At 69.0% G+C, this 19,242-nt stretch carries 13 protein-coding genes and 2 tRNA genes; 4 read left to right on the forward strand and 11 right to left on the reverse strand.

What is annotated here, in order from left to right:
* Positions 1 to 32 precede the first annotated feature (32 nt).
* Positions 33 to 2,204 carry a bifunctional (p)ppGpp synthetase/guanosine-3',5'-bis(diphosphate) 3'-pyrophosphohydrolase gene (locus Q0654_RS02855; RefSeq protein ID WP_298850293.1) on the reverse strand — a complete coding sequence of 724 codons (2,172 nt, stop codon included), beginning with the start codon at positions 2,202 to 2,204 and terminating at the stop codon, positions 33 to 35.
* Positions 2,205 to 2,291: 87 nt separating this feature from the next.
* Entirely contained in the window at positions 2,292 to 4,235 is a 1,944-nt protein-coding gene (locus tag Q0654_RS02860) for a hypothetical protein (protein WP_298850295.1), read from the reverse strand.
* A gap of 262 nt (positions 4,236 to 4,497) precedes the next feature.
* Between Q0654_RS02860 and Q0654_RS02865 the strand changes: the two genes are divergently transcribed.
* Positions 4,498 to 5,250 carry a M15 family metallopeptidase gene (locus Q0654_RS02865; RefSeq protein WP_298850705.1) on the forward strand — a complete coding sequence of 251 codons (753 nt, stop codon included), beginning with the start codon at positions 4,498 to 4,500 and terminating at the stop codon, positions 5,248 to 5,250.
* Positions 5,251 to 5,257: 7 nt separating this feature from the next.
* Here the strand turns inward: Q0654_RS02865 and Q0654_RS02870 are convergent, their stop codons facing one another.
* From Q0654_RS02870 to Q0654_RS02885, 4 genes are all read right to left on the reverse strand, one after another.
* Positions 5,258 to 6,013, reverse strand: a complete 756-nt coding sequence (locus Q0654_RS02870) for a DUF2062 domain-containing protein (protein ID WP_298850297.1) — start codon at positions 6,011 to 6,013, stop codon at positions 5,258 to 5,260.
* 124 nt (positions 6,014 to 6,137) lie between these two features.
* Positions 6,138 to 7,793, reverse strand: coding sequence for an amidohydrolase (locus tag Q0654_RS02875; protein ID WP_298850299.1), 1,656 nt, complete (start codon positions 7,791 to 7,793; stop codon positions 6,138 to 6,140).
* Between the two features lie 106 nt (positions 7,794 to 7,899).
* Positions 7,900 to 8,469 carry a glycine zipper 2TM domain-containing protein gene (locus Q0654_RS02880; RefSeq protein ID WP_298850301.1) on the reverse strand — a complete coding sequence of 190 codons (570 nt, stop codon included), beginning with the start codon at positions 8,467 to 8,469 and terminating at the stop codon, positions 7,900 to 7,902.
* A 225-nt stretch (positions 8,470 to 8,694) separates the two neighbouring features.
* Entirely contained in the window at positions 8,695 to 9,468 is a 774-nt protein-coding gene (locus Q0654_RS02885; protein ID WP_298850707.1) for an alpha/beta fold hydrolase, read from the reverse strand.
* Between Q0654_RS02885 and gloB the strand changes: the two genes are divergently transcribed.
* The 3 genes from gloB (at position 9,443) to Q0654_RS02900 (ending at position 12,654) form a co-directional block, all read left to right on the forward strand.
* Entirely contained in the window at positions 9,443 to 10,210 is a 768-nt protein-coding gene (gene gloB, locus Q0654_RS02890) for a hydroxyacylglutathione hydrolase (protein WP_298850303.1), read from the forward strand. The two genes, Q0654_RS02885 and gloB, sit on opposite strands and share 26 nt — an antisense overlap.
* A 10-nt stretch (positions 10,211 to 10,220) precedes the next feature.
* Positions 10,221 to 11,435 carry a transglycosylase SLT domain-containing protein gene (locus tag Q0654_RS02895; protein WP_298850305.1) on the forward strand — a complete coding sequence of 405 codons (1,215 nt, stop codon included), beginning with the start codon at positions 10,221 to 10,223 and terminating at the stop codon, positions 11,433 to 11,435.
* Positions 11,436 to 11,865: 430 nt separating this feature from the next.
* Positions 11,866 to 12,654 carry an enoyl-ACP reductase gene (locus Q0654_RS02900; RefSeq protein WP_298850307.1) on the forward strand — a complete coding sequence of 263 codons (789 nt, stop codon included), beginning with the start codon at positions 11,866 to 11,868 and terminating at the stop codon, positions 12,652 to 12,654.
* 86 nt (positions 12,655 to 12,740) lie between these two features.
* On the opposite strand, the gene Q0654_RS02905 is transcribed toward Q0654_RS02900, so the two are convergent.
* The 5 genes from Q0654_RS02905 to clpX all read right to left on the reverse strand — a co-directional run bounded on the left by Q0654_RS02905 (position 12,741) and on the right by clpX (position 19,105).
* On the reverse strand, positions 12,741 to 14,654 hold the full coding sequence (locus Q0654_RS02905; protein ID WP_298850309.1) for a SurA N-terminal domain-containing protein: 1,914 nt from the start codon (positions 14,652 to 14,654) through the stop codon (positions 12,741 to 12,743).
* An 84-nt stretch (positions 14,655 to 14,738) separates the two neighbouring features.
* Positions 14,739 to 14,815: transfer RNA gene (locus Q0654_RS02910), tRNA-Asp, on the reverse strand.
* 76 nt (positions 14,816 to 14,891) lie between these two features.
* Positions 14,892 to 14,966, reverse strand: a tRNA-Val gene (locus Q0654_RS02915).
* Between the two features lie 94 nt (positions 14,967 to 15,060).
* Complete coding sequence (gene lon / locus Q0654_RS02920) at positions 15,061 to 17,574, reverse strand: endopeptidase La (RefSeq protein ID WP_298850310.1); 2,514 nt, start codon at positions 17,572 to 17,574, stop codon at positions 15,061 to 15,063.
* A gap of 244 nt (positions 17,575 to 17,818) precedes the next feature.
* Positions 17,819 to 19,105: an ATP-dependent Clp protease ATP-binding subunit ClpX gene (clpX, locus tag Q0654_RS02925; RefSeq protein ID WP_298850312.1), complete on the reverse strand. Its 1,287-nt coding sequence runs from the start codon at positions 19,103 to 19,105 to the stop codon at positions 17,819 to 17,821.
* Positions 19,106 to 19,242 lie beyond the last annotated feature (137 nt).

Here is a 19,242-nt window from a genome sequence, read left to right on the forward strand (position 1 = left end):
GCCGCGGCAAGGCGCGGGCTGTTCGCCCCGCCTCAGGGCGTGCGGCGCACGTCGCTGACGCCCGGCACCGCCGCCATCTTGCCGAGCAGCTCGCCCAGCTGCTGGAAGTCGTTCACGCGCAGCGAGAAGCGCAGCTCCGCCTTGGACGTGTCGGGATCGACCCGGCTGTTCACCCCCAGCACGTAGGCGTTCGCCACGCCGATCACGTTGCTGAGGTCCTTCAGCAGCCACTTGCGGTCGATGCCGCGCACCAGCACGTCGACCTGGTAGCTCTGGCCGCCGCGACGGCCCCACTCCACCGGCAGCACGCGCTCGGGGTGACGCGCGGCCAGATGCTGCATCGAGGGGCAGTCCTCGCGATGAATGCTGACGCCGCGGCCGCGGGTCAGGAAGCCGATGATCGGGTCGCCCGCCACCGGCTGGCAGCAGCGCGCCAGCTGGGTGAGCAGATTGCCCACGCCCTCGATGGTCAGGCCGCGATCGGGCTTCGGCGGCTTGGCCGCCGACACCAGCGGCCGGTGCTGCTCGACCTCGGCCTTGGGGTGGGTGACCTCGTGCAGGGCGCGCGCGACCTGGCTGGGGCTGATGTCGCCGAGCGCTACCGCGAAGTACAGGTCTTCCACCCGCGGCAGCCGGAACTTCGGCAGCACCAGGTTCAGATCCAGCTGGTGCAGGGCGAGGCGCTTCAGCTCCTTGTCCAGCACCTCGCGGCCCTCCTGCAGGTTGCGGGCCTGGTCGAGCTTGTGGAACCAGGCGCGCACCTTGTCGCGGGCGCGGCCGGAGATCAGATAGCCGGCGCCCTGCAGCAGCCAGTCGCGGCGCGGTTCCGGGACCTTGCCGGTGAGGATCTCGACGCGGTCGCCCGAGCGCGGCGCATAGGTGAGCGGCACGATGCGACCGTTGACCTTGGCGCCGCGGCAGCGGTGCCCGACCTCGGTATGCACGTGGTAGGCGAAGTCCAGCACGGTGCCGCCGCGCGGCAGGTCGATCACCTGTCCCTGCGGGGTCAGCAGGTAGACGCGGTCTTCGATCAGCTCGGTCGACAGCCCGGCCAGCAGGGCGGTGTCCTCCTCGCCCTCCTTGCCTTCGAGCAGCTGGCGCATCCAGGCGATCTTGCGCTCGAACTCGGCGTCACCGCCGCCGCCCTCCTTGTAGCGCCAGTGCGCGGCCACGCCGAGCTCCGCGTGCGCATGCATCTCGTGCGTGCGGATCTGGATCTCCAGCGTCTTGCCCTCGGGCCCGAGCACCGCGGTGTGCAGGCTGCGGTAGTTGTTGCCCTTGGGATTGGCGATGTAGTCGTCGAACTCGGCGGGAATCGGCGACCACAGGCTGTGGGCCACGCCGAGCGCGGCGTAGCAGGCGGTGAGGTCGTCGACCAGCACGCGCACCGCGCGGATGTCGTACAGGTCGGAGAACGGCACGTCCTTGCGCTGCATCTTCTTCCAGATGCTGTAGATGTGCTTGGGCCGACCGGCCACGTCGGCGCGGATGCCGGCCTCGGCCAGGGCCGTGCGCAGGCGTGCCTTGGCATCCTCGATGAAGCGCTCACGGTCGCCGCGCTTCTCGTCCAGCAGCCTGGCGATGCGCCGGTAGGTGTCGGGCTGCAGGTAGCGGAAAGCGAGATCCTCCAGCTCCCACTTCACCTGCCAGATGCCCAGGCGATTGGCGAGCGGCGCGTGGATGTCGGCGGTGAGCTGGGCGAGGCGACGACGGGACTCTTCGTCCAGTTCGGCGGCCGCGCGCATCTTCGCCAGCTGCCGCGCGAGCAGGATCAGCACCCCGCGCAGGTCGCGGATGATCGCCAGCAGCAGGCGCCGCAGGCCCTCGGCGCTGCTGCGCGCGCCGCGCTCGCCCCACAGTGCCCAGACCTTCTCGGCCTCGTGCTGGCCATCGAGCAGGGCCTTGACCACCGGCGACACCGGCCAGGGGGCAGCCGATTCCGTGCTCGCAGCGGGCGCGGCCTGCGCGCCGACGCCCACGGGCGCCGCAGCAGGTGCGGCGGCATACAGCAGCGCCGCCTGCAGGGTCTCGGCATCGGCACCCAGGCGATCCAGCAGGGCCAGCGTGTCGGCCAGCTCGGCGGGCGCAGGCAGGGTCGGGCCACGCTCGCGGATCCACGCGCACACGTCCTCCCCCAGCCGGGCCGTCTGCGGAGTGCGCGACGACAGCCAGTCGGCAGGCGAGGAAAGGGCGGGCTTGCTCATGCGCGACAGTGGACTTCAAAAGCAAACGCCGGAGCAAGCTCCGGCGTCTACGTCAAACGATTTGAACTTGATCGCTCGGGTTGGCAGTCAAGGTCGGTAGCGGATCGTGACCGTCTGGGTGACCGACTGGGCGGGGCTGCCAGTGTCGGTCAGGCGCACGGTACAGCTGACAGTAGCTGCCGAATTCAGATCCTTGTACGGCAGCTTGAAGTGCGTGAAAGCAAACGAGAATGCTGTGCTCGCACTCGTCGGCGTCGTCGGCGAAATGGTCGGTGGATTGAGCAGGATGCCCGTCGGGTCGGAGCAGGACTCCAGCGAAGCGATGACCTGCTGGCCCGGGGATTCCGGCTGTGCGCCAACGCTTACGCTTCGCAGGAACGAATTGAACGTGACCGCACAGATCCCCTCACCAGAACTGAAACACGTGCTCGACCTCGTGTACTCGCCGTTCGGAATCACGACGCTCTGGTCGTCCAGAATCGCGCCACCTGTCGCCGAGGCCGAAACCTGCAGCGTGGGGGTAAGCAGCGCGAAACTCGGCGGCGCATTCACATCGCGCACTTCGACATTGATCCGCACGCGCCCCGTGCCCTCGCGGACATCGGTGGCGGTCTGGGTGATCAGGGCGGTGCCGATCTGATCCGACGGCGGCGCGATCCGCACGTCGAAGTGACCGGTGCCGAGCGAGGTGATCAGGCCAGCGTTCGGAACCAGGGTCGGGTTGGTGTTGGTCGGCGCGGCGGCGAGGGTGAAGGCCTCAGCATCCAGATCGCGGACGCGGCACTCGAACTCGACCGGCGCACCCGCCTCGTCCATCACCACATTGACCGGCAGGTCGCTGTTCCAGACCCAGAGGGCCTGGTCGACCGGCAGGACGCGAGCCGGGTAGCTGCAGGCGAACTGCGGCACCTGGTTGGGCACCAGGGTCAGGATGAGCGGCGCGCTGTTGTCGGTCAGCACGCGGTCGCCGCCGCCGGCGGTGTCCTGCGGGTCGAAGAACAGCGCCGCACCCAGCAGGGTCTTCTGCGGCGGCGCGCCGTCGCTGACCGTGCGGCTCAAGGTGAAGGTGTAGGTCTCGCCGGCGCCGATGGTCAGGTTGCTCAGGTTGAGCACGCCGGTGCCGGACGCCGCACCCGGACAGGGGGCTGCGCCGGTGCTGCAGGTCCAGGCGCCGGAGCTGACGACCGGCTGGATCAGCGACTGCTGGGCATTGGTCGGCACGAACTCGCGCACGCGCACGCCGCTGGCAGCGACCGCGCCGGTATTGCTGATGCGGATCTGGTAGGCGAAGGCCTGGTCGCGGGCGACATCGAGCTGGCGAATCGACAGCGCGCCGTCGCCGGTGCGCAGGTCCAACACCAGGTTGGCGCCGTCATCGAAGCCCGAGCGGAAGATCAGGTCCGGATTGACCGGCGCCGGCGGCGGCACCGAAGGCGGGTTGGCGATCAGGCTGGCGAAGGGGAAGGCGTGGCACTGGACCATCGAGCCCACGCTGCCGGCCACCGGCTCGGGCACGAAGCGCGCGGTGCCCGGCGTGTAGTCGATCCGACGGAAGCCGCGCAGGGTCTGCTGCACGAGATTGGTGTCGGTCAGCTGGATCGCCAGTTCGTCGTTGCCGGCGTAGTAGCTCTCGCACAGCACGGGCTCGGCCAGCGAGAACTCGGCCGAGCGCGGCGTCGCGCCCAGGCGGTAGTTGACGGGGCCCGCCAGCAGCAGGGCGCTCTGCCCCGGGAACTGCACGTTGAGGCCGGCGCCGGTGGCCAGCAGGGTGCAGCTCTGGCCAGCCTTGACGGTGCCGAGGGTCAGTCCGCGGCCGGTGTCGTACCAGCCGAAACCGTCTGCCAGGGCTTTGTCCTGGCCGGGCGCACACAGCAACTCTCCGGCGATGCCGGGGGCAGCCTTGCTGACCGTCGCTGCTCCATCGGTGGGCTCCCCGATCCGACTGTCCACTGCCGCCTGCGAGGCGAGACAGAAGACACAGGTGGACAAGGCGAGCGCGAGCGTGGAACGGCGGACAGGAAAGAAGGTCATGGAAGGCTCCGAAAGCTAAGTACGCATAGGGTAAGGGGTTGCCGTGGCGCGTGCCATGGGCGGCCGTGGTCGTCCGGCAACCCTGCGAGTGTAGCCCGGACGCCGGGAATCGACTGAACCCCCTGTAAATACTGACCTCCCCTGGCGACGAAAGCGGCGCTTGCACCGGCCGTCGCCGGACAACACCATCCACCGCATGCCTGCCCTGCCCGCCCTGAAGTCCCTGCGACCCGCGCTGACGCGCGCCGCACATGCCTTGCCGATGCGCCGACTCGGGCAGGGCCGGCTCGAACTGCTGCCGGCCACGCTGATGCGCGGGCGCGGGCTCGCCACCCAGCGCGCGCTGGCCAATGCCCCATGGCTGCTGCGCGACGCCGCCACCGGCGTCTATCTGGCGACGGTAGATGGCAAGGCCCAGCTGGCGCTGCTGCTGCGGGGGCCGGCAAGCCACCCCCTGCGTCAGCGACCGGCCGGCGCCGGGCTGCAGGTGCTGTGGCGTGAGCTGGGCATCCGTCACTCGGACGCTGCCGCCGGCGGCCTGCGGCCCTGTGCGGAACCCACGGAACTGTGGCTGGCCGGCCGCGATCGCTACGGCAGGCCGCTGTGGCTGGCGCCGCAGGCCGCACGCGCCTGGCGCAGCATGCGGACCGCAGCGGACCGCGATGGAGTCCCGCTGCAGGCGATCTCAGGCTTCCGCAGCGTCGCCTACCAGGGCGAGATCATCCGCAGGAAGCGTCGTCGGGGCCTCAGCGTGGAGTCCATCCTCGCGGTCAACGCCGCACCCGGCTACTCCGAGCACCACGGCGGTCGCGCCCTCGACATCGGCTCTCCGGGCGAGCCACCCGCCGAGGAGAGCTTCGAACACACCGCGGCCTTCGCCTGGCTGCAGGCGAACGCCGGGCGCTTCGGTTTCCGACTGAGCTATCCGCGCGACAACCCGCACGGGATCGTCTACGAGCCCTGGCACTGGTGCTGGCACCCGCCCGCGGCGGGCGCGCTCGCGCTGCCGCGCTGAAACACACTCAGCCGGTCGCGCCGGGCCTGTCCGCATCGGTGCCGCGCGCCGCGACATCCCTGCGCTGCGGGTGCCCGGCGGCCCTGGCGTCGTCCGCGGATGGGTCGGCATCGGCCCCGCTCCACTTCGCTTCGGGCAGCGACGCCAGCGCCCGCTCTGCAGCCTGCGCAGCGCGTCGACCGGCGCGCTCGCGCAGGCGGCGGCGCCAGGCGATGCGGGCGTTGAGGCGCCACAGCGCATTGACCAGCCCGTGCGCGAGCAGCCCTCCCGCTACGGCCATCACCACCAGCCCGACCAGCAGCGGTTTGCCCAGCGCCTCGACCCGCGCCCAGGTGGCGGCGAAGAAACCGAGTTCGCGGGTTTCGGTGACATGCTGTTCGAGCAGCAAGGGGTCGGGCCAGGCACCGTGGTCCTCGAAACCGGGCGGCGGCGGCGCGGACTCGTCGACGCCGACCAGCAGCACGCCCAGCTTGTAGGCGAGGTAGTAGATCGCCGGAAAGGTCACTGGATTGCTGATGAAGGTGCTGGCCATCGCCACCGGCACGTTGGCGCGCAGCAGGATCGCGGCGCCACCGGCCAGGGGGATCTGCCCCACCGGGATCAGCAGCCCGAAGAAGATCCCCAGCGAGAAGCCCAGCGCGATGCCCTTGCGGCTCAGATGCCACAGCCGCGGATGGTGCAGCCAGGGCCCGAGCCAGCGCGCCCAGCGGGCGTTGCGGATCGCTTCGGGCTTGGGCAGCCAGCGCCGCAGCCGCGCCTTCATGCGCAGCCCGCCCGCCTGTCAGCCGGTCGGCCTTCGCCATGGCCAGGCGCGTCGAGGGGGCTCATGTTCGGATTCAAGGGCGAGTCTGCTCCGCAGGCGGGGTCGGTGGCGCACGCCGCGGGGATCAGCGCGCCGGGTACACCCGCACGCCGTCCACCCAGGTCGACTCCACCTTGAGGTCCAGAATGGAGGCGGGGGCGAGATCCTCAAGGGGACGTGAAAGCACGACGAAGTCGGCGCGCTTGCCCACCTCCAGGCTGCCCACTTCGCTTTCGGCGAAGCCGGCATGCGCGGCATCCAGGGTGAAGCCTCGCAGCGCCTCCATCAGATCGAGCTTCTGCGAAGCGATCCAGCCGCCTTCCGGCCAGCCGCGCGCGTCCTGGCGGGTCGCCGCCGCATGTAGGCCCAGTACCGGATCGACGGCTTCGACGGGGAAATCCGAGCCCAGTGCGAGCACGGCGCCGGCCTCCTTCATCCGCCGCCACGCATAGGCGCCGGCCAGCCGATCCTCGCCCAGCCGCGCCTGCGCCCAGCGCATGTCGCTGGTCGCATGGGTGGGCTGCATCGAGGCGATGACACCGAGCTGGGCGAAACGGGGAATGTCGCCCAGGGCCACCACCTGGGCGTGCTCGATGCGCCAGCGATGGTCGGTGCCGCGCGCCTCGCCCAGCACGCTCTGCATGCCGTCCAGCACGACCCGGTTGCCGCGATCACCGATGGCATGCGCCGCCACCTGTACGCCGCAGGCATGGGCCTTGGCGAGGATCTTCTCGAAGGCCGGCGGCTCGGCGAACAGCAGGCCGCGATTTCCGGGCTCGTCGCTGTAGTCCTCCAGCAGGGCGGCGCCGCGGCTGCCGAGCGCGCCGTCGATGTAAAGCTTCACGCTGCGCATCTGCAGGCGACCCGAGGGATGCCGGTAGTGGCCCATCGCGCACAGCGCATCCAGCGCCTCGGCATCGCCATTGGCCATGGCATGGATGCGCAGCGGCAGGCGCCCGCTGTCGGCGAAGCGCCGGTACAGGGCGAGCTGCTTCAGCGACACGCCGGCATCGTGGACGCCGGTCAGGCCGAAGCGCGCGGACTCCGCGAGCGCGCGCTCCAAGGCCAGCGCATCGACCTCTTCCGAGGGCGCGGGAATCGCTTCGACGATGAACTGCTCGGCGCTGTCGATGAAGACGCCGGTCGCTTGTCCCTGGTCGTCACGCAGGATGCGGCCGCCTTCGGGCTGCCAGTCGCCCGACAGGTCACGCGTCGACACCGCCAGCGCCAGCGAATTGCCCCAGCCGGCGTGGCCGTCGACGCGCTCCAGCCACACCGGGCGATCCGGGAAGTGCGCATCGAGATCCGCTGCAGTCGGAAACTCGGCCTCGGGCCACAGGGTCTGGTCCCAGCCGCGGCCGAGCAGCCAGGCGCCGGTCGGCAGGTCCTGCGCGTGCTGACGCAGCCGCTCGACGATCTCGGCCTTGCTGCTGGCGCCCATCAGATTGGCGCGCAGCAGGGCGTGTCCGAGGTTCATCAGATGGCCATGGGCATCGATCAGCCCCGGGATCACCGTCTGCCCGCCCAGCGAAACCTCGCGCGCACCGCGGAAGCGCTCCCGCAACTCGGCCTGCGTGCCCAGCGCCAGCAGCCGACCGTCTTCGTCCCAGGCCATGGCTTCGGCATGGGGCGCCGCAGGGTCGAGCGTGTGGATGCGCGCGTCGACGAGCAGGGTCGGCGCCGCGCACGTGCTGCTGGCAGCGATGAGCCCAAGGAGCAGGAAAGGTGCGCGGATCGACATGCGGAACTCGCGTGGCGGGTATGGGCCGTCACTCTGCCGCAGCGCCCCGAAAGCGACAAGCCGCGCATCGCTGCGCGGCTTGTCGGGTGCGAACTCCGATTGGAACTCAGTAGCGCACAGGTCGTACGTCCACTTCGACGCGGATGCGATCGCCGGGGTGATAGTCGGTACGCGTCCAGTGGGTACGACCGTTGTAGCGGTAGGCGACGTCGTAGCCGACCACGCGGTCCTCGTGGCGGTAGTCGGTGACCACGCGGCAGCGGTCCTCGTAGCGGGTGTATTCGCGGCCACCCACGTAGCCGCCGCGGTGGCGCTGGGAATCACGCACTGCCGCATAGCCGAGTGCGGCACCCGCCACCGTCGCCGCGTCGCGTCCACGGCCACTGCCGAACTGGTTGCCGATGGCGCCGCCGATGATGCCGCCGAGGATCGCCGGCGCGCGATCGCGGGAACCCCCGGCATAGCGCACCGGCTCGCGGTAGGTCACCGGCTCGCTCCAGCACTGCTCGCTGCTGACGGGCTGCCGGTAGCTCTCGATGATGGGTCGCACCTCGACCACCCGCGCGTACTCGTGCGCGCCGTGCTGATAGCGCCCGCCTGCCGAGGCGGCGCTGGCGAACACGAGGGCGAATGCAGTGGCACCGAGGGTGAGGACACGCAGTCCGGTACGCTTCATGACGAACTCCACGCTGTCGATCGCCGGGGCTCCGGCGAGGGGGACGCTAGGGTCGCGGGACTTAATCACCAGTGAACTCCGCCAGCAGTGTTCAGCGCGCAGGAAGCAAGGCAAGCCGCGGCTGAACAACGCTGCCAGGGGAGCGACGGAAACCTGCAGGGCGCGCCGTATGCGCTGATGCGCGCAGACGGCACCGCCCTTCCTGCGATGCACCCGACACAGTGCTCAAGCGCTGGGCAGATCAAGCGTCGCGAGCCATGCCTCGACGATATTGAACGCTGCCGACCAGGCATGGCCCAGCAGCGGCGACACGTGCGAACCGGGCAACTCGACCAGGCTCGCCGACCATGCGGCCGCGAGCGCCGACAGCGCGGCGCGGTCGATCTCCGCATCCTCACGCGAAGACAGGATCAGCACGGGACAGGCAGGCCGCGCCGGCATCGGCAACATCTGCACCTGTTGGATCATTTGGGCGCTGAAGTCGCTCCAGCGGCGGAAGCCAATGGCGACCTCGGCGTCGGACAGCTCCGGTATGGCCCGCCGCGTGCCTGCTGCGCTCGCCCGCAGGCCCCAGGCCCGCATCGGACCGCGCTGCGGCGGTGCAGCAGAGTGATCGCCGCTGGGCAGCAGCGGATTCAGCAGCACCAGTGCGCGCGCACCAAGGTCCGCCGCGAGCGCGCAGGCGACGAGGCCGCCGAAGCTCGCGCCTAGCAATACGGATGCGGAATGCCCGGCATGCACCTGTCGCAATGACGCCAGGAGATGACACCATTCGATGTCCGGCTGCGCTGCGGCGCGACTGAAGTCGGCCGCCCGGAAGCGGCCACCACGGGCCTGCCAGGCGCGCGCCCACTGCGCCCATTCCCAGGCGCCGCCACCGGCACCATGGAAGGCCAGCGCTGTTGGCAGCGCGTCATGCGTGCCTGCCGGGCATCTGCCAGACTCTGCGCCCCTCGATGCTGTGCCTTCCCGCGTGCTCACACTCGCTGCCCTGCCCATCTTCGACGACAACTACGTCTGGCTGCTCTCCGCAGCCGACGGCTCGGCCATTGTCGTCGATCCCGGCGACGCCGAGCCGGTGCTGCGCGCACAGGCCGCGGGTCTGGACATCCGGGCGATCCTGGTCACCCATCACCATGCGGACCACGTCGGTGGCGTCGAGCAGCTGCAGGCGCGGATCGGCCTGCCCTGCTTCGCGCCGGACGACGCACGGATTCCGGGTGACCTCAACGTGGTTCGCGACGGCGAAGCGCTGGCGATCGCAGGATGGAACGCGCCAGTGCAGGTCATCGCCACGCCCGGCCACACGCGATCGCACCTCAGCTATGTCTGCGCCGGTCATCTGTTCTGCGGCGACACCTTGTTCAGTCTGGGCTGCGGTCGACTGTTCGAGGGCAGTCCGGAGCAGATGCACGCTTCGCTGCAGCGCCTCGCGTCGCTACCAGGCGACACCCTGGTCTGCTGCACGCACGAATACAGCGCCAGCAATGCCCGCTTCGCACGCTCCGTCGATCCGCACAACCTGGCGCTGCGTGAGCGCGAGCGGGCGATCGCCGAGGCGCGCGCTGCGGGGCAGCCCAGCCTGCCGGTCAGCCTCGCCTCGGAGCTTGCATGCAATCCCTTTCTTCGCGTCGATCGGCCCGAGATACGCGCTGCCGCCGAAGCCTGGTGCGGGCGCGAGCTGCCTCTGCCCGAGCAGGTCTTCGGCGCGCTGCGCGCCTGGAAGGACGGCTTCCGATGAGTGCGGTCGCATGAGTCGCGGTCGCCACCCCGTCCCATCCTTGCGTGTAGGGCTGAGACACATCGCCAAGCGCTGGCGTCCCGCCGGCGGCGCCGTGCTGGCGCTGCTGCTCGCCGCCTGCCAGGCGCCGCTGCGTCCGCAGCCCGCGGCTCCCATGGAGCCTGCGGAAACGGCGCCATCGGTGCCCGCACCCGCCCCCTCCGCAGCGCCAACGCCGCCACCCAGCCCACCACCACCGCCACCGGATCTGTTCGAGCGCCTGCGCGCGAGTCTCGGCTCAAGCCACTGCGAGGGGTCGCAGCAGCAGGCGCAGTGGGTGCGCCTGTACGCACCGCAGCCCGCGCGCTTCGGCAGCCGCATCGAATCGATGCTGCCCCTGCTCGATTACGTGCTCGGCCAGATCGAAGCCGCCGGGCTGCCGGGCGAGTTCGCGCTGATCCCGATCATCGAGAGTACCTATCGCCCGCAGGCACGCTCGGCGCAGGGCCCGGCGGGCATGTGGCAGTTCACCGCCGACACCGCGCGTCATTTCGGGCTGCAGGTCTCAGCCGAGCGCGACGAGCGCTACTCGGTGGTCGATGCCACCGAAGCCGCGCTCGACTTCCTCGGAGACCTTCATGCCGATCACGGCGACTGGGCCCTGGCCGCAGCCGGCTACAACGCCGGTGCGTTCCGGCTGCGCAAGCTGCTGGAGCGACTCGAGGCCCCGCCGCCGCCAGGACAGCTTCCGCAGGGCCTCGCCCGTGGCACCTACGAGTACGTCGAGAAGCTCAAGGCCTGGGCCTGCATGCTCAGCGAACCCGAACGTTTCGGCATTGAACTGCCGGATCCGCAGGGCTTCGAGCCGCTGGCGCGGGTGGCAGCGCCGCGGCGCTTGCAGCGGCTGGATCTGCTGAGCGAGGCCTCGGGCGTACCGGCTGACACCCTGCGGAGCCTGAACCCCCTGCTGCGACCGAACACGCCCGCGCGCGGCGACAGCGAACTGCTGCTGCCCGAGAACGCCGCGGCCGAACTGCTGGCCTTCGTCGATCGCGTGCAGAGCGGCGCAATCCCGCTGCCCGAGCCGCGCGTGTATACCGTCGTGGCCGGAGACACGCTGTCGACGATCGCGCGCCGGCACGGCGTGCGCGTCGCGGAACTTCAGCAGTGGAACAAACTGTCGGCGAAGTGGGTGCTGCGCATCGGTCAGCAGCTGCATCTGGAAGCGCCGCCGCAGGCCCGCTAGTGAAGGTCTGAACAAGTCCATCCTGGACTTGCCAGCCCACGCCGCGTCCGGCGCATGTCCGGACGCGGCTTGCACGAATCAAGCACTTACGTGCTTGATTCGCGAGCCGGCCCTCCATGGCCGGCGGAACCTCCGAACAAATCAGAGGCTCCCTAGAGCGCCCCCCAGGCAGTGGCTGCTGCCGCGACGCGTGGTTCTTGCGCGCGTCCTGGGATCACTGCAAACGGCAGACACCGCGGGCTCCGGAGACTGAGCAAAGCAGTGCTCGGATAGCGCCTGCCGGCCGCTGCGTGCACACTTGCGCGCCTGCGGACGGACGTACGACCGCATACGCCAGCGTATTCGCCGCGCAGCGGCAAGCGCATCCACCGGCAGCGGCGCCAGCTCCTGAAGAACGGCCCGCCGCCGCACTCGCACAGCAGGAGGAACTATGGGATTCATGCAGGGCAAACGCGCGCTGATCGTCGGCATCGCCAGCCAGCGTTCGATCGCCTGGGGCATCGCCGAAGCCATGTACAAGCAGGGCGCAGAGCTGGCCTTTACCTACCAGGGCGAAAAGCTGCGCTCGCGCGTCGAGGAAGCGGCAGCGGAGTTCGGCGGTGGCCCGGTGCTGCCCTGCGACGTCGCCCACGATGACCAGATCGACGCGGTGATGGCCGAGCTCGGCCAGCGCTGGGGCCACCTCGACGTGCTGGTGCATTCGGTCGGCTTCGCACCGCGCGAAGCGCTGGATGGCCAGTTCCTCGACGGGCTGACCCGCGAGAACTTCCGCATCGCGCACGACATCTCCAGCTACAGCCTCGCCGCCCTCGCCAAGGCCGCCCGTCCGCTGATGCAGGGTCGCAACGGCAGCATCCTCACCCTCAGCTACCTTGGTGCCGAGCGCGCGCTGGCCAACTACAACGTGATGGGCCTGGCCAAGGCCAGCCTCGAGTCCTGCGTGCGCTATCTGGCCCTGAACCTCGGCCCGGAAGGCACCCGCGTCAACGCGGTGTCCGCGGGCCCGATCAAGACGCTCGCCGCGTCCGGCGTGGGCAGCCTGCGCAAGATGCTCACCCATGTTGCCGAGTACGCGCCGCTGCGTCGCAACGTGACGATCGAGGATGTCGGCAATGTCGGCGCCTTCCTGTGCTCCGACCTCGCGGCGGGCGTCACCGGCGAAGTGACCTATGTCGACTGCGGCTACAACGTGCTGGGCATGACCGGCATCGACGTCTGATCGACGACGCGTCCCGCGAATCGCGAAACGCAAACGGCCCGCGCGATGCGGGCCGTTTGCGTTTCAGGCGTAGCGTGTGCCGGAGATCAGAGGCGCTCTTCCGCCAGCGTGACGGGTACGCGCTGGCGCAGCGCCGCGGCGAGCTCCTTGGCCTCGGCCTCGCCCAGCGCCTGCGCGATCTGCTCGGCCAGTGCATCGCGCTCGGCCTGCGGCACAGCGGCCGCATCGCCCGCCTGCACCGAAGTGAGCTCGACCAGCGCATGCGCCGAGCCGCCGACATCGAACTGCGCGCGCGTCGGCGCCTCGGCACTGGGGGCCTGCATGCGGAACACTTCCTGCAGCAGTGCGGGGTTGACGGTGAACGCGTTGCGGCCCAGGGCATCGCCAGTCTTCACCTCCAACTCGCGCGCCTCGGCGGCGGCATCGAGCGTCAGCTCACCGCTCTCGATCCGGGCGAGCAAGGCGGCGGCCTCGGCCTCAGCCTGCTCGGCGAGCATGGCCTCGCTGACTTCGGCCAGCACGCGTACGCGAACCACGTCGAAGGCCAGGGTTTCCGGGCGGGCATGCTCGGTGACGCGCAGCGCGACGCGCTGCCCGTTGGCAAGTTCCAGCACATCGCTGACCAGGCGGTCCTCCACCACCGGCGTCGAGAACGCGGCTTCTCGCACGCGCGGCTCCTGGGTGATCGGATCAACACCCGCCTCACGGGTCAGCGGGCCTGCGGTCTTGATCTCGAGGCCGAGGTCGGCGGCGGTGGACTCCAGCGCGGTCGGATCCTTCAGGATCAGGTCGTACATGCGCGCCGCGCGGTCGCTGAGTTCACGCTCACGCTCGGAGCTGATGTACTCGGCGCGCAGCTCTTCGCGAACCTCCTCGAAGGGCTTGGCGACTTCCGCGCGGACTTCGCGCAGCTGGATGACGTGCCAGCCCTCGGCCGACTTGACCGGCTCGCTGATCGCGCCGGCCGACATCGCGAACAGCGCTTCCTCGAAAGCCGCATCGGTAAAGCCACGCTCCAGCCAGCCGAGATCGCCGCCAGTGTTGCGCGAGCCGGGATCTTCGGAAACCTCGCGCGCAATCGCGGCGAAGTCGGCACCCTCGGCGCGCGCCTGGGCCAGTGCCGCCTCGGCCTTGGCCAGGGCTTCGGACTCGGTGGCGGCATCGGCGTTCGCGGGCACGCGGATCAGGATGTGCGAGGCCAGGCGCTGCTCCGGCTCGACGAAGCGGCGGCCGGCTTCTTCGTAGCGCTGGCGCAACGTTTCGTCGTCGACTTCCTCGACCACCGGCACGCTGGCCGGGTCGAGCACGATGTATTCGATGCTGACGGTCTCGTCGCTGCGGTACTTGTCGACATTGGCCTCGTAGTGGGCCTTCAGCGCCTCCTCGTCGGGGCTCTGCGCCAGCACCGGCGCCGGCAGTTCGAGGTAGCGGAAGCTGCGCTTCTGGTCCCGCAGGGCGATGAAGCCATCGATGTAGGCGGGAGGCACGATCGCGCTGCGGCCGATGGTTTCCGGCAGGATCGAGGACTGGATGTCGCGCGCCAGCAGCTGCTCCAGGCCGCTGGCCGTCAGGCGCTCGCGGGACAGCAGGTCGCGGTAGAGCTCGGGACTGAACTGGCCGGCCACCTGCAGCGAGGGAATGCCCTGGATTTCATCGCGCAGTCGCTCCGGCGTCACCTGCAGGCCGAGCTCCTGGCCGGCGCTGCGGAACAGGGCCTCGTCGATCATCCTGTCCAGCACCTGGCGGCGCGATTCGGGTGTATCCACCAGGCTGCGCTGGAAGGACTCGCCCATCATCTGCTGCGCCTGCGCGACGTAGTTCTCGAAGCGTCGGTTGAAGTCGTCCCGGCTGATCTCGATGTCGCCCACCTTGGCGACATAGTCAGCGATCGAGTCGGCTCGATAGTTCTCGATGCCGACGAACGCGAAGGGGATGGCGAGTGCACCGACGATGACGACGGCGACCCAGCCGGTGGTTTTCTCACGCAGTGTCTGCAGCATGCGAATTCGACCGTGCTCGGGTTGCGGGCACGGGAACCGTGCCCGGAAAAAAACAAGGGCGCCACGCGGGCGCCCTTGAAGAGATGGCGGAGTGGACGGGACTCGAACCCGCGACCCCCGGCGTGACAGGCCGGTATTCTAACCGACTGAACTACCACTCCGCGCTAAGCCCAGCATTATGCTGGTCAACTCTACCGCTGTCTACAACTTTTTTCGACAGCGCCCCGGATGACTCCGTGGTGGGTGCTGAGGGTTTCGAACCCCCGACCCTCTCCTTGTAAGGGAGACGCTCTACCACTGAGCTAAGCACCCGAGAAGGCCGCGCAGCTTACAGCAAGCGCGCGGCAAAGCCAACATTGGATTTCCACGTCGAGATGCGCGCGGCGAAATGCGCGCGTCTCCCATGTCAATGCGGTCGACGCGCCTTTTCCGCCACCCGCCGACGCGCCACCGTCTTGGCCACCTTGGCAGGCTTGCGCGCGGCGCGAGCCGTCGGCGCAACCGGCTTGCCCGGCTGCGCGACCGGCCGCACGAGGGCGATGTCGAGCACCTCGTCGATCCAGCGCACCGGCCGGATGTCGAGCCCCTCGGTCACGTTGGCGGGGATGTCGGCCAGGTCCTTGGCGTTTTCCTCGGGGATGATCACGGTGCGGATGCCGCCGCGCAGGGCCGCCAGCAGCTTTTCCTTCAGGCCGCCGATCGGCAGCACGCGGCCACGCAGGGTGATCTCACCGGTCATCGCCACGTCGGACCGGATCGGCACACGGGTAAGCACGGAAACCAGTGCCGTGCACATGGCGATGCCCGCACTGGGACCGTCCTTCGGCGTTGCGCCCTCGGGCACGTGCACGTGGATGTCCAGCTTCTGATAGAACTCCGGATCCAGCCCCAGCCGTTCAGCACGCGAACGGACCACGCTCTGCGCGGCTTTGATCGATTCCTGCATCACGTCACCGAGCTGGCCGGTGTGGATCAGCGCGCCCTTGCCAGGCACGACGGTCGCTTCGATCTGCAGCAGGTCGCCGCCCACCTCGGTCCAGGCGAGCCCGGTGACCAGACCGATCTCGTTGTCCTTCTCGGCGCGACCGAAGTCGAAGCGGCGCACGCCCAGGAAGTCGGACAGGTTGTCGGCCGTCACCGCCACGCTGGCCTTGGCCGGACGCAGCTTCGGCAGCTTCTTCGCCTTGCCCTTTGCGGTCTTGGCTTCCGCGCCTTTGGCGGCCGAAGGCTGCAGCAGCAGCGACTTCACCACCTTGCGGCAGATCTTGGACACCTCGCGCTCAAGGTTGCGCACGCCGGATTCGCGCGTGTAGTAGCGGATCACCGCACGCAGGGCTTCGGTATCCACGCTGAGCTCGCTGGGCTTCAGGCCGTTGGCCTTGATCTGCTTCGGCAGCAGGTAGCGCTGGGCGATGCTGAGCTTCTCGTCCTCGGTATAGCCCGGGATGCGGATGACCTCCATGCGGTCCAGCAGCGGGCCGGGAATGTTCAGCGAGTTCGCGGTCGCCACGAACATCACCTCCGACAGGTCGAAGTCGACCTCGAGGTAGTGGTCGGCGAAGGCGCTGTTCTGCTCCGGGTCCAGCACCTCCAGCAGGGCCGAGCTGGGGTCGCCGCGGAAGTCCATGCTCATCTTGTCGATCTCGTCGAGCACGAACAGCGGGTTGCGGCTCTTCACCTTCGACAGGTTCTGGATGATGCGGCCAGGCATCGAACCGATGTAGGTGCGGCGATGGCCGCGGATCTCGGCCTCATCGCGCACCCCGCCCAGGCTCATGCGCACGAACTTGCGGTTGGTGGCTTTCGCGATCGACTGTCCCAGCGAGGTCTTGCCCACGCCGGGCGGGCCAACGAGACACAGGATCGGCGCCTTCATGGTGCGCACGCGCTGCTGCACGGCAAGGTATTCGAGGATGCGCTCCTTGACCTTCTCCAGGCCGTAGTGGTCGGCGTCCAGCACCTGCTGGGCGCTGCGCAGGTCGCGGCGGACGCGGGTGCGCAGCTTCCAGGGCGCGCCGACCATCCAGTCGATGTAGTTGCGCACGACGGTGGCCTCGGCCGACATCGGCGACATCTGCTTCAGCTTGTTGAGCTCGGTGCGCGCCTTGGCCTCGACTTCCTTCGGCATGCCGGCAGCGTTGATCCGGCGCGCCAGCTCCTCGATCTCGTTCGGCGCGTCGTCGAGCTCACCCAGTTCCTTCTGGATGGCCTTCATCTGCTCGTTGAGGTAGTACTCGCGCTGGCTCTTCTCCATCTGCGACTTGACCCGGCCACGGATGCGCTTCTCGATCTGCTGCACGTCGATCTCGCCTTCGACCAGGCCGATCAGCAGCTCCATGCGGCGGCCGATCTCCAGCGCCTCCAGCAGGTTCTGCTTCTCCGACAGGCGCACGCCCAGATGCGCAGCGACGGTATCCGCCAGGCGACAGGCGTCGTCGATACCCCCCAGCGTGGACAGCAGCTCCGGCGGGATCTTGCGGTTCGACTTCACGTACTGCTCGAACAGGCCGAGCAGGGACTGCTGGATCACCGCCAGCTCGCGCGGCTCGCGGTCGTGGATCGAGTCGACGACATCGGCGCGCGCATACAGGGCGCCCTCGCGCACCTCGACGTGCTCGACGCAGGCGCGGGCGACGCCCTCCACCAGCACCTTGACCGTGCCATCGGGCAACTTGAGCAGCTGCAGCACCTGCGCGAGCGTGCCGGTGGCGTAGAGGTCGGCGGGCGACGGGTCATCGATATCGGCCGCCTTCTGCGCGATCAGCAGGATCTGCTTGTCGCCGGCCATCGCCGCATCCAGGGCGAGCATGGACTTTTCGCGCCCGACGAACAGCGGGATGACCATATGCGGATAGACCACCACGTCCCGCAGCGGCAGGACGGGCAGCTCGACGCGCGCGGTGATGGATGCATCGCTCATGAGATTCTCCTGTTCGGCCGACGGCGAGATCGCCGCGGCCCATGGGCCTATCAGATGCGGGCGCGAACGCGACACGCAAGGGGCGGGCCATGGCTCCTTGGAGCTGCACGGCCAGCATGCAAGAACTCCACCGCAGCTGCCTGAACCGGCACGTCGCCCGCCCGGATCGGACTGCGGAAAAGAAAAGCCCCCGCGGTGGGCCCGCGAGGGCTGGACTCTTCGCTGCCGCCGGCGCTGCTGGCCGCTACTCAGAGGCCGCCTTGGCCGGGGCCGGCGCGGTGTTCTCGTAGATGATGAAGGGCTCGGACTGGTTGTTGATCACGCTTTCGTCAACCACCACCTTGGACACGTTCTCCAGCGAGGGCAGCTCGAACATCGTATCGAGCAGGACCTGCTCCAGGATGGTGCGCAGGCCGCGCGCGCCGGTTTTGCGCGCCAGCGCCTTGCGGGCGACGGCGGTCAGCGCGTCCGGGCGGAACTCGAGCTCGACGCCTTCCAGCTCGAACAGACGCTTGAACTGCTTGGTGATGGCGTTCTTCGGCTCGGTGAGGATGCGCACCAGCGCCGCCTCGTCGAGTTCCTCCAGCGTCGCCAGCACCGGCAGGCGGCCGACGAATTCGGGGATCAGACCGAACTTGATCAGGTCCTCCGGCTCGACGTCGGCCAGCAGGCGGCCGACATTGGGCTTCTGGTCCTTGCTGCGCACGTTGGCGCCGAAACCGATGCCGGAGTTGTCCAGCGAACGCTGCTGGATGACTTTCTCCAGCCCGGCAAAGGCACCGCCGCAGATGAACAGGATGTTGCGGGTGTCGACCTGCAGGAACTCCTGCTGCGGATGCTTGCGCCCGCCCTGCGGCGGCACCGACGCGACCGTGCCTTCGATCAGCTTCAGCAGGGCCTGCTGCACGCCTTCGCCGGACACGTCGCGGGTGATCGACGGGTTCTCGCTCTTGCGCGAGATCTTGTCGATCTCATCGATGTAGACGATGCCCGTCTGCGCCTTCTCGACGTCGTAATCGCACTTCTGCAGCAGCTTCTGGATGATGTTCTCGACGTCTTCGCCGACGTAGCCGGCTTCGGTCAGCGTGGTCGCATCGGCGATCGTGAAGGGCACGTTGAGCAGGCGGGCCAGGGTTTCGGCCAGCAGCGTCTTGCCCGAACCGGTCGGGCCGATCAACAGGATGTTCGACTTCGACAGCTCGACTTCATCGTTGCGCGAGCGGCTCTCGACGCGCTTGTAGTGGTTGTAGACCGCCACCGCCAGCGTACGCTTGGCGCGCGCCTGGCCGACCACGTACTGGTCGAGCGCCTCCATGATCTCGCGCGGCTTGGGCAGATGGCTGCGGCTGGCAGCGCCCTTCTCTTCGAGCTCTTCGCGGATGATGTCGTTGCACAGCTCGACGCACTCATCGCAGATGAACACGCTGGGCCCCGCAATCAGCTTGCGCACCTCGTGCTGGCTCTTCCCGCAGAAGGAGCAGTAGAGGATCTTGCCGCCTTCGCCCGTCCTGCCCTGTCGCTCGTCACTCATTCGTCTGTCGTCCCGATGGACCTGTGGAGATGCGTCGGAGGCCGCCTTGGCCTCCCGGTGGCGCCCATCGATGCGCCCCGATTTGCAGCCTGTTCAATAACTTGGATCACCGGAGGCAGGCTGGAGGCCGTGCTGCG

This window comes from uncultured Aquimonas sp. (assembly GCF_937888285.1).
In the GTDB taxonomy this organism is placed as follows: Bacteria; Pseudomonadota; Gammaproteobacteria; order Xanthomonadales; family Xanthomonadaceae; genus Aquimonas.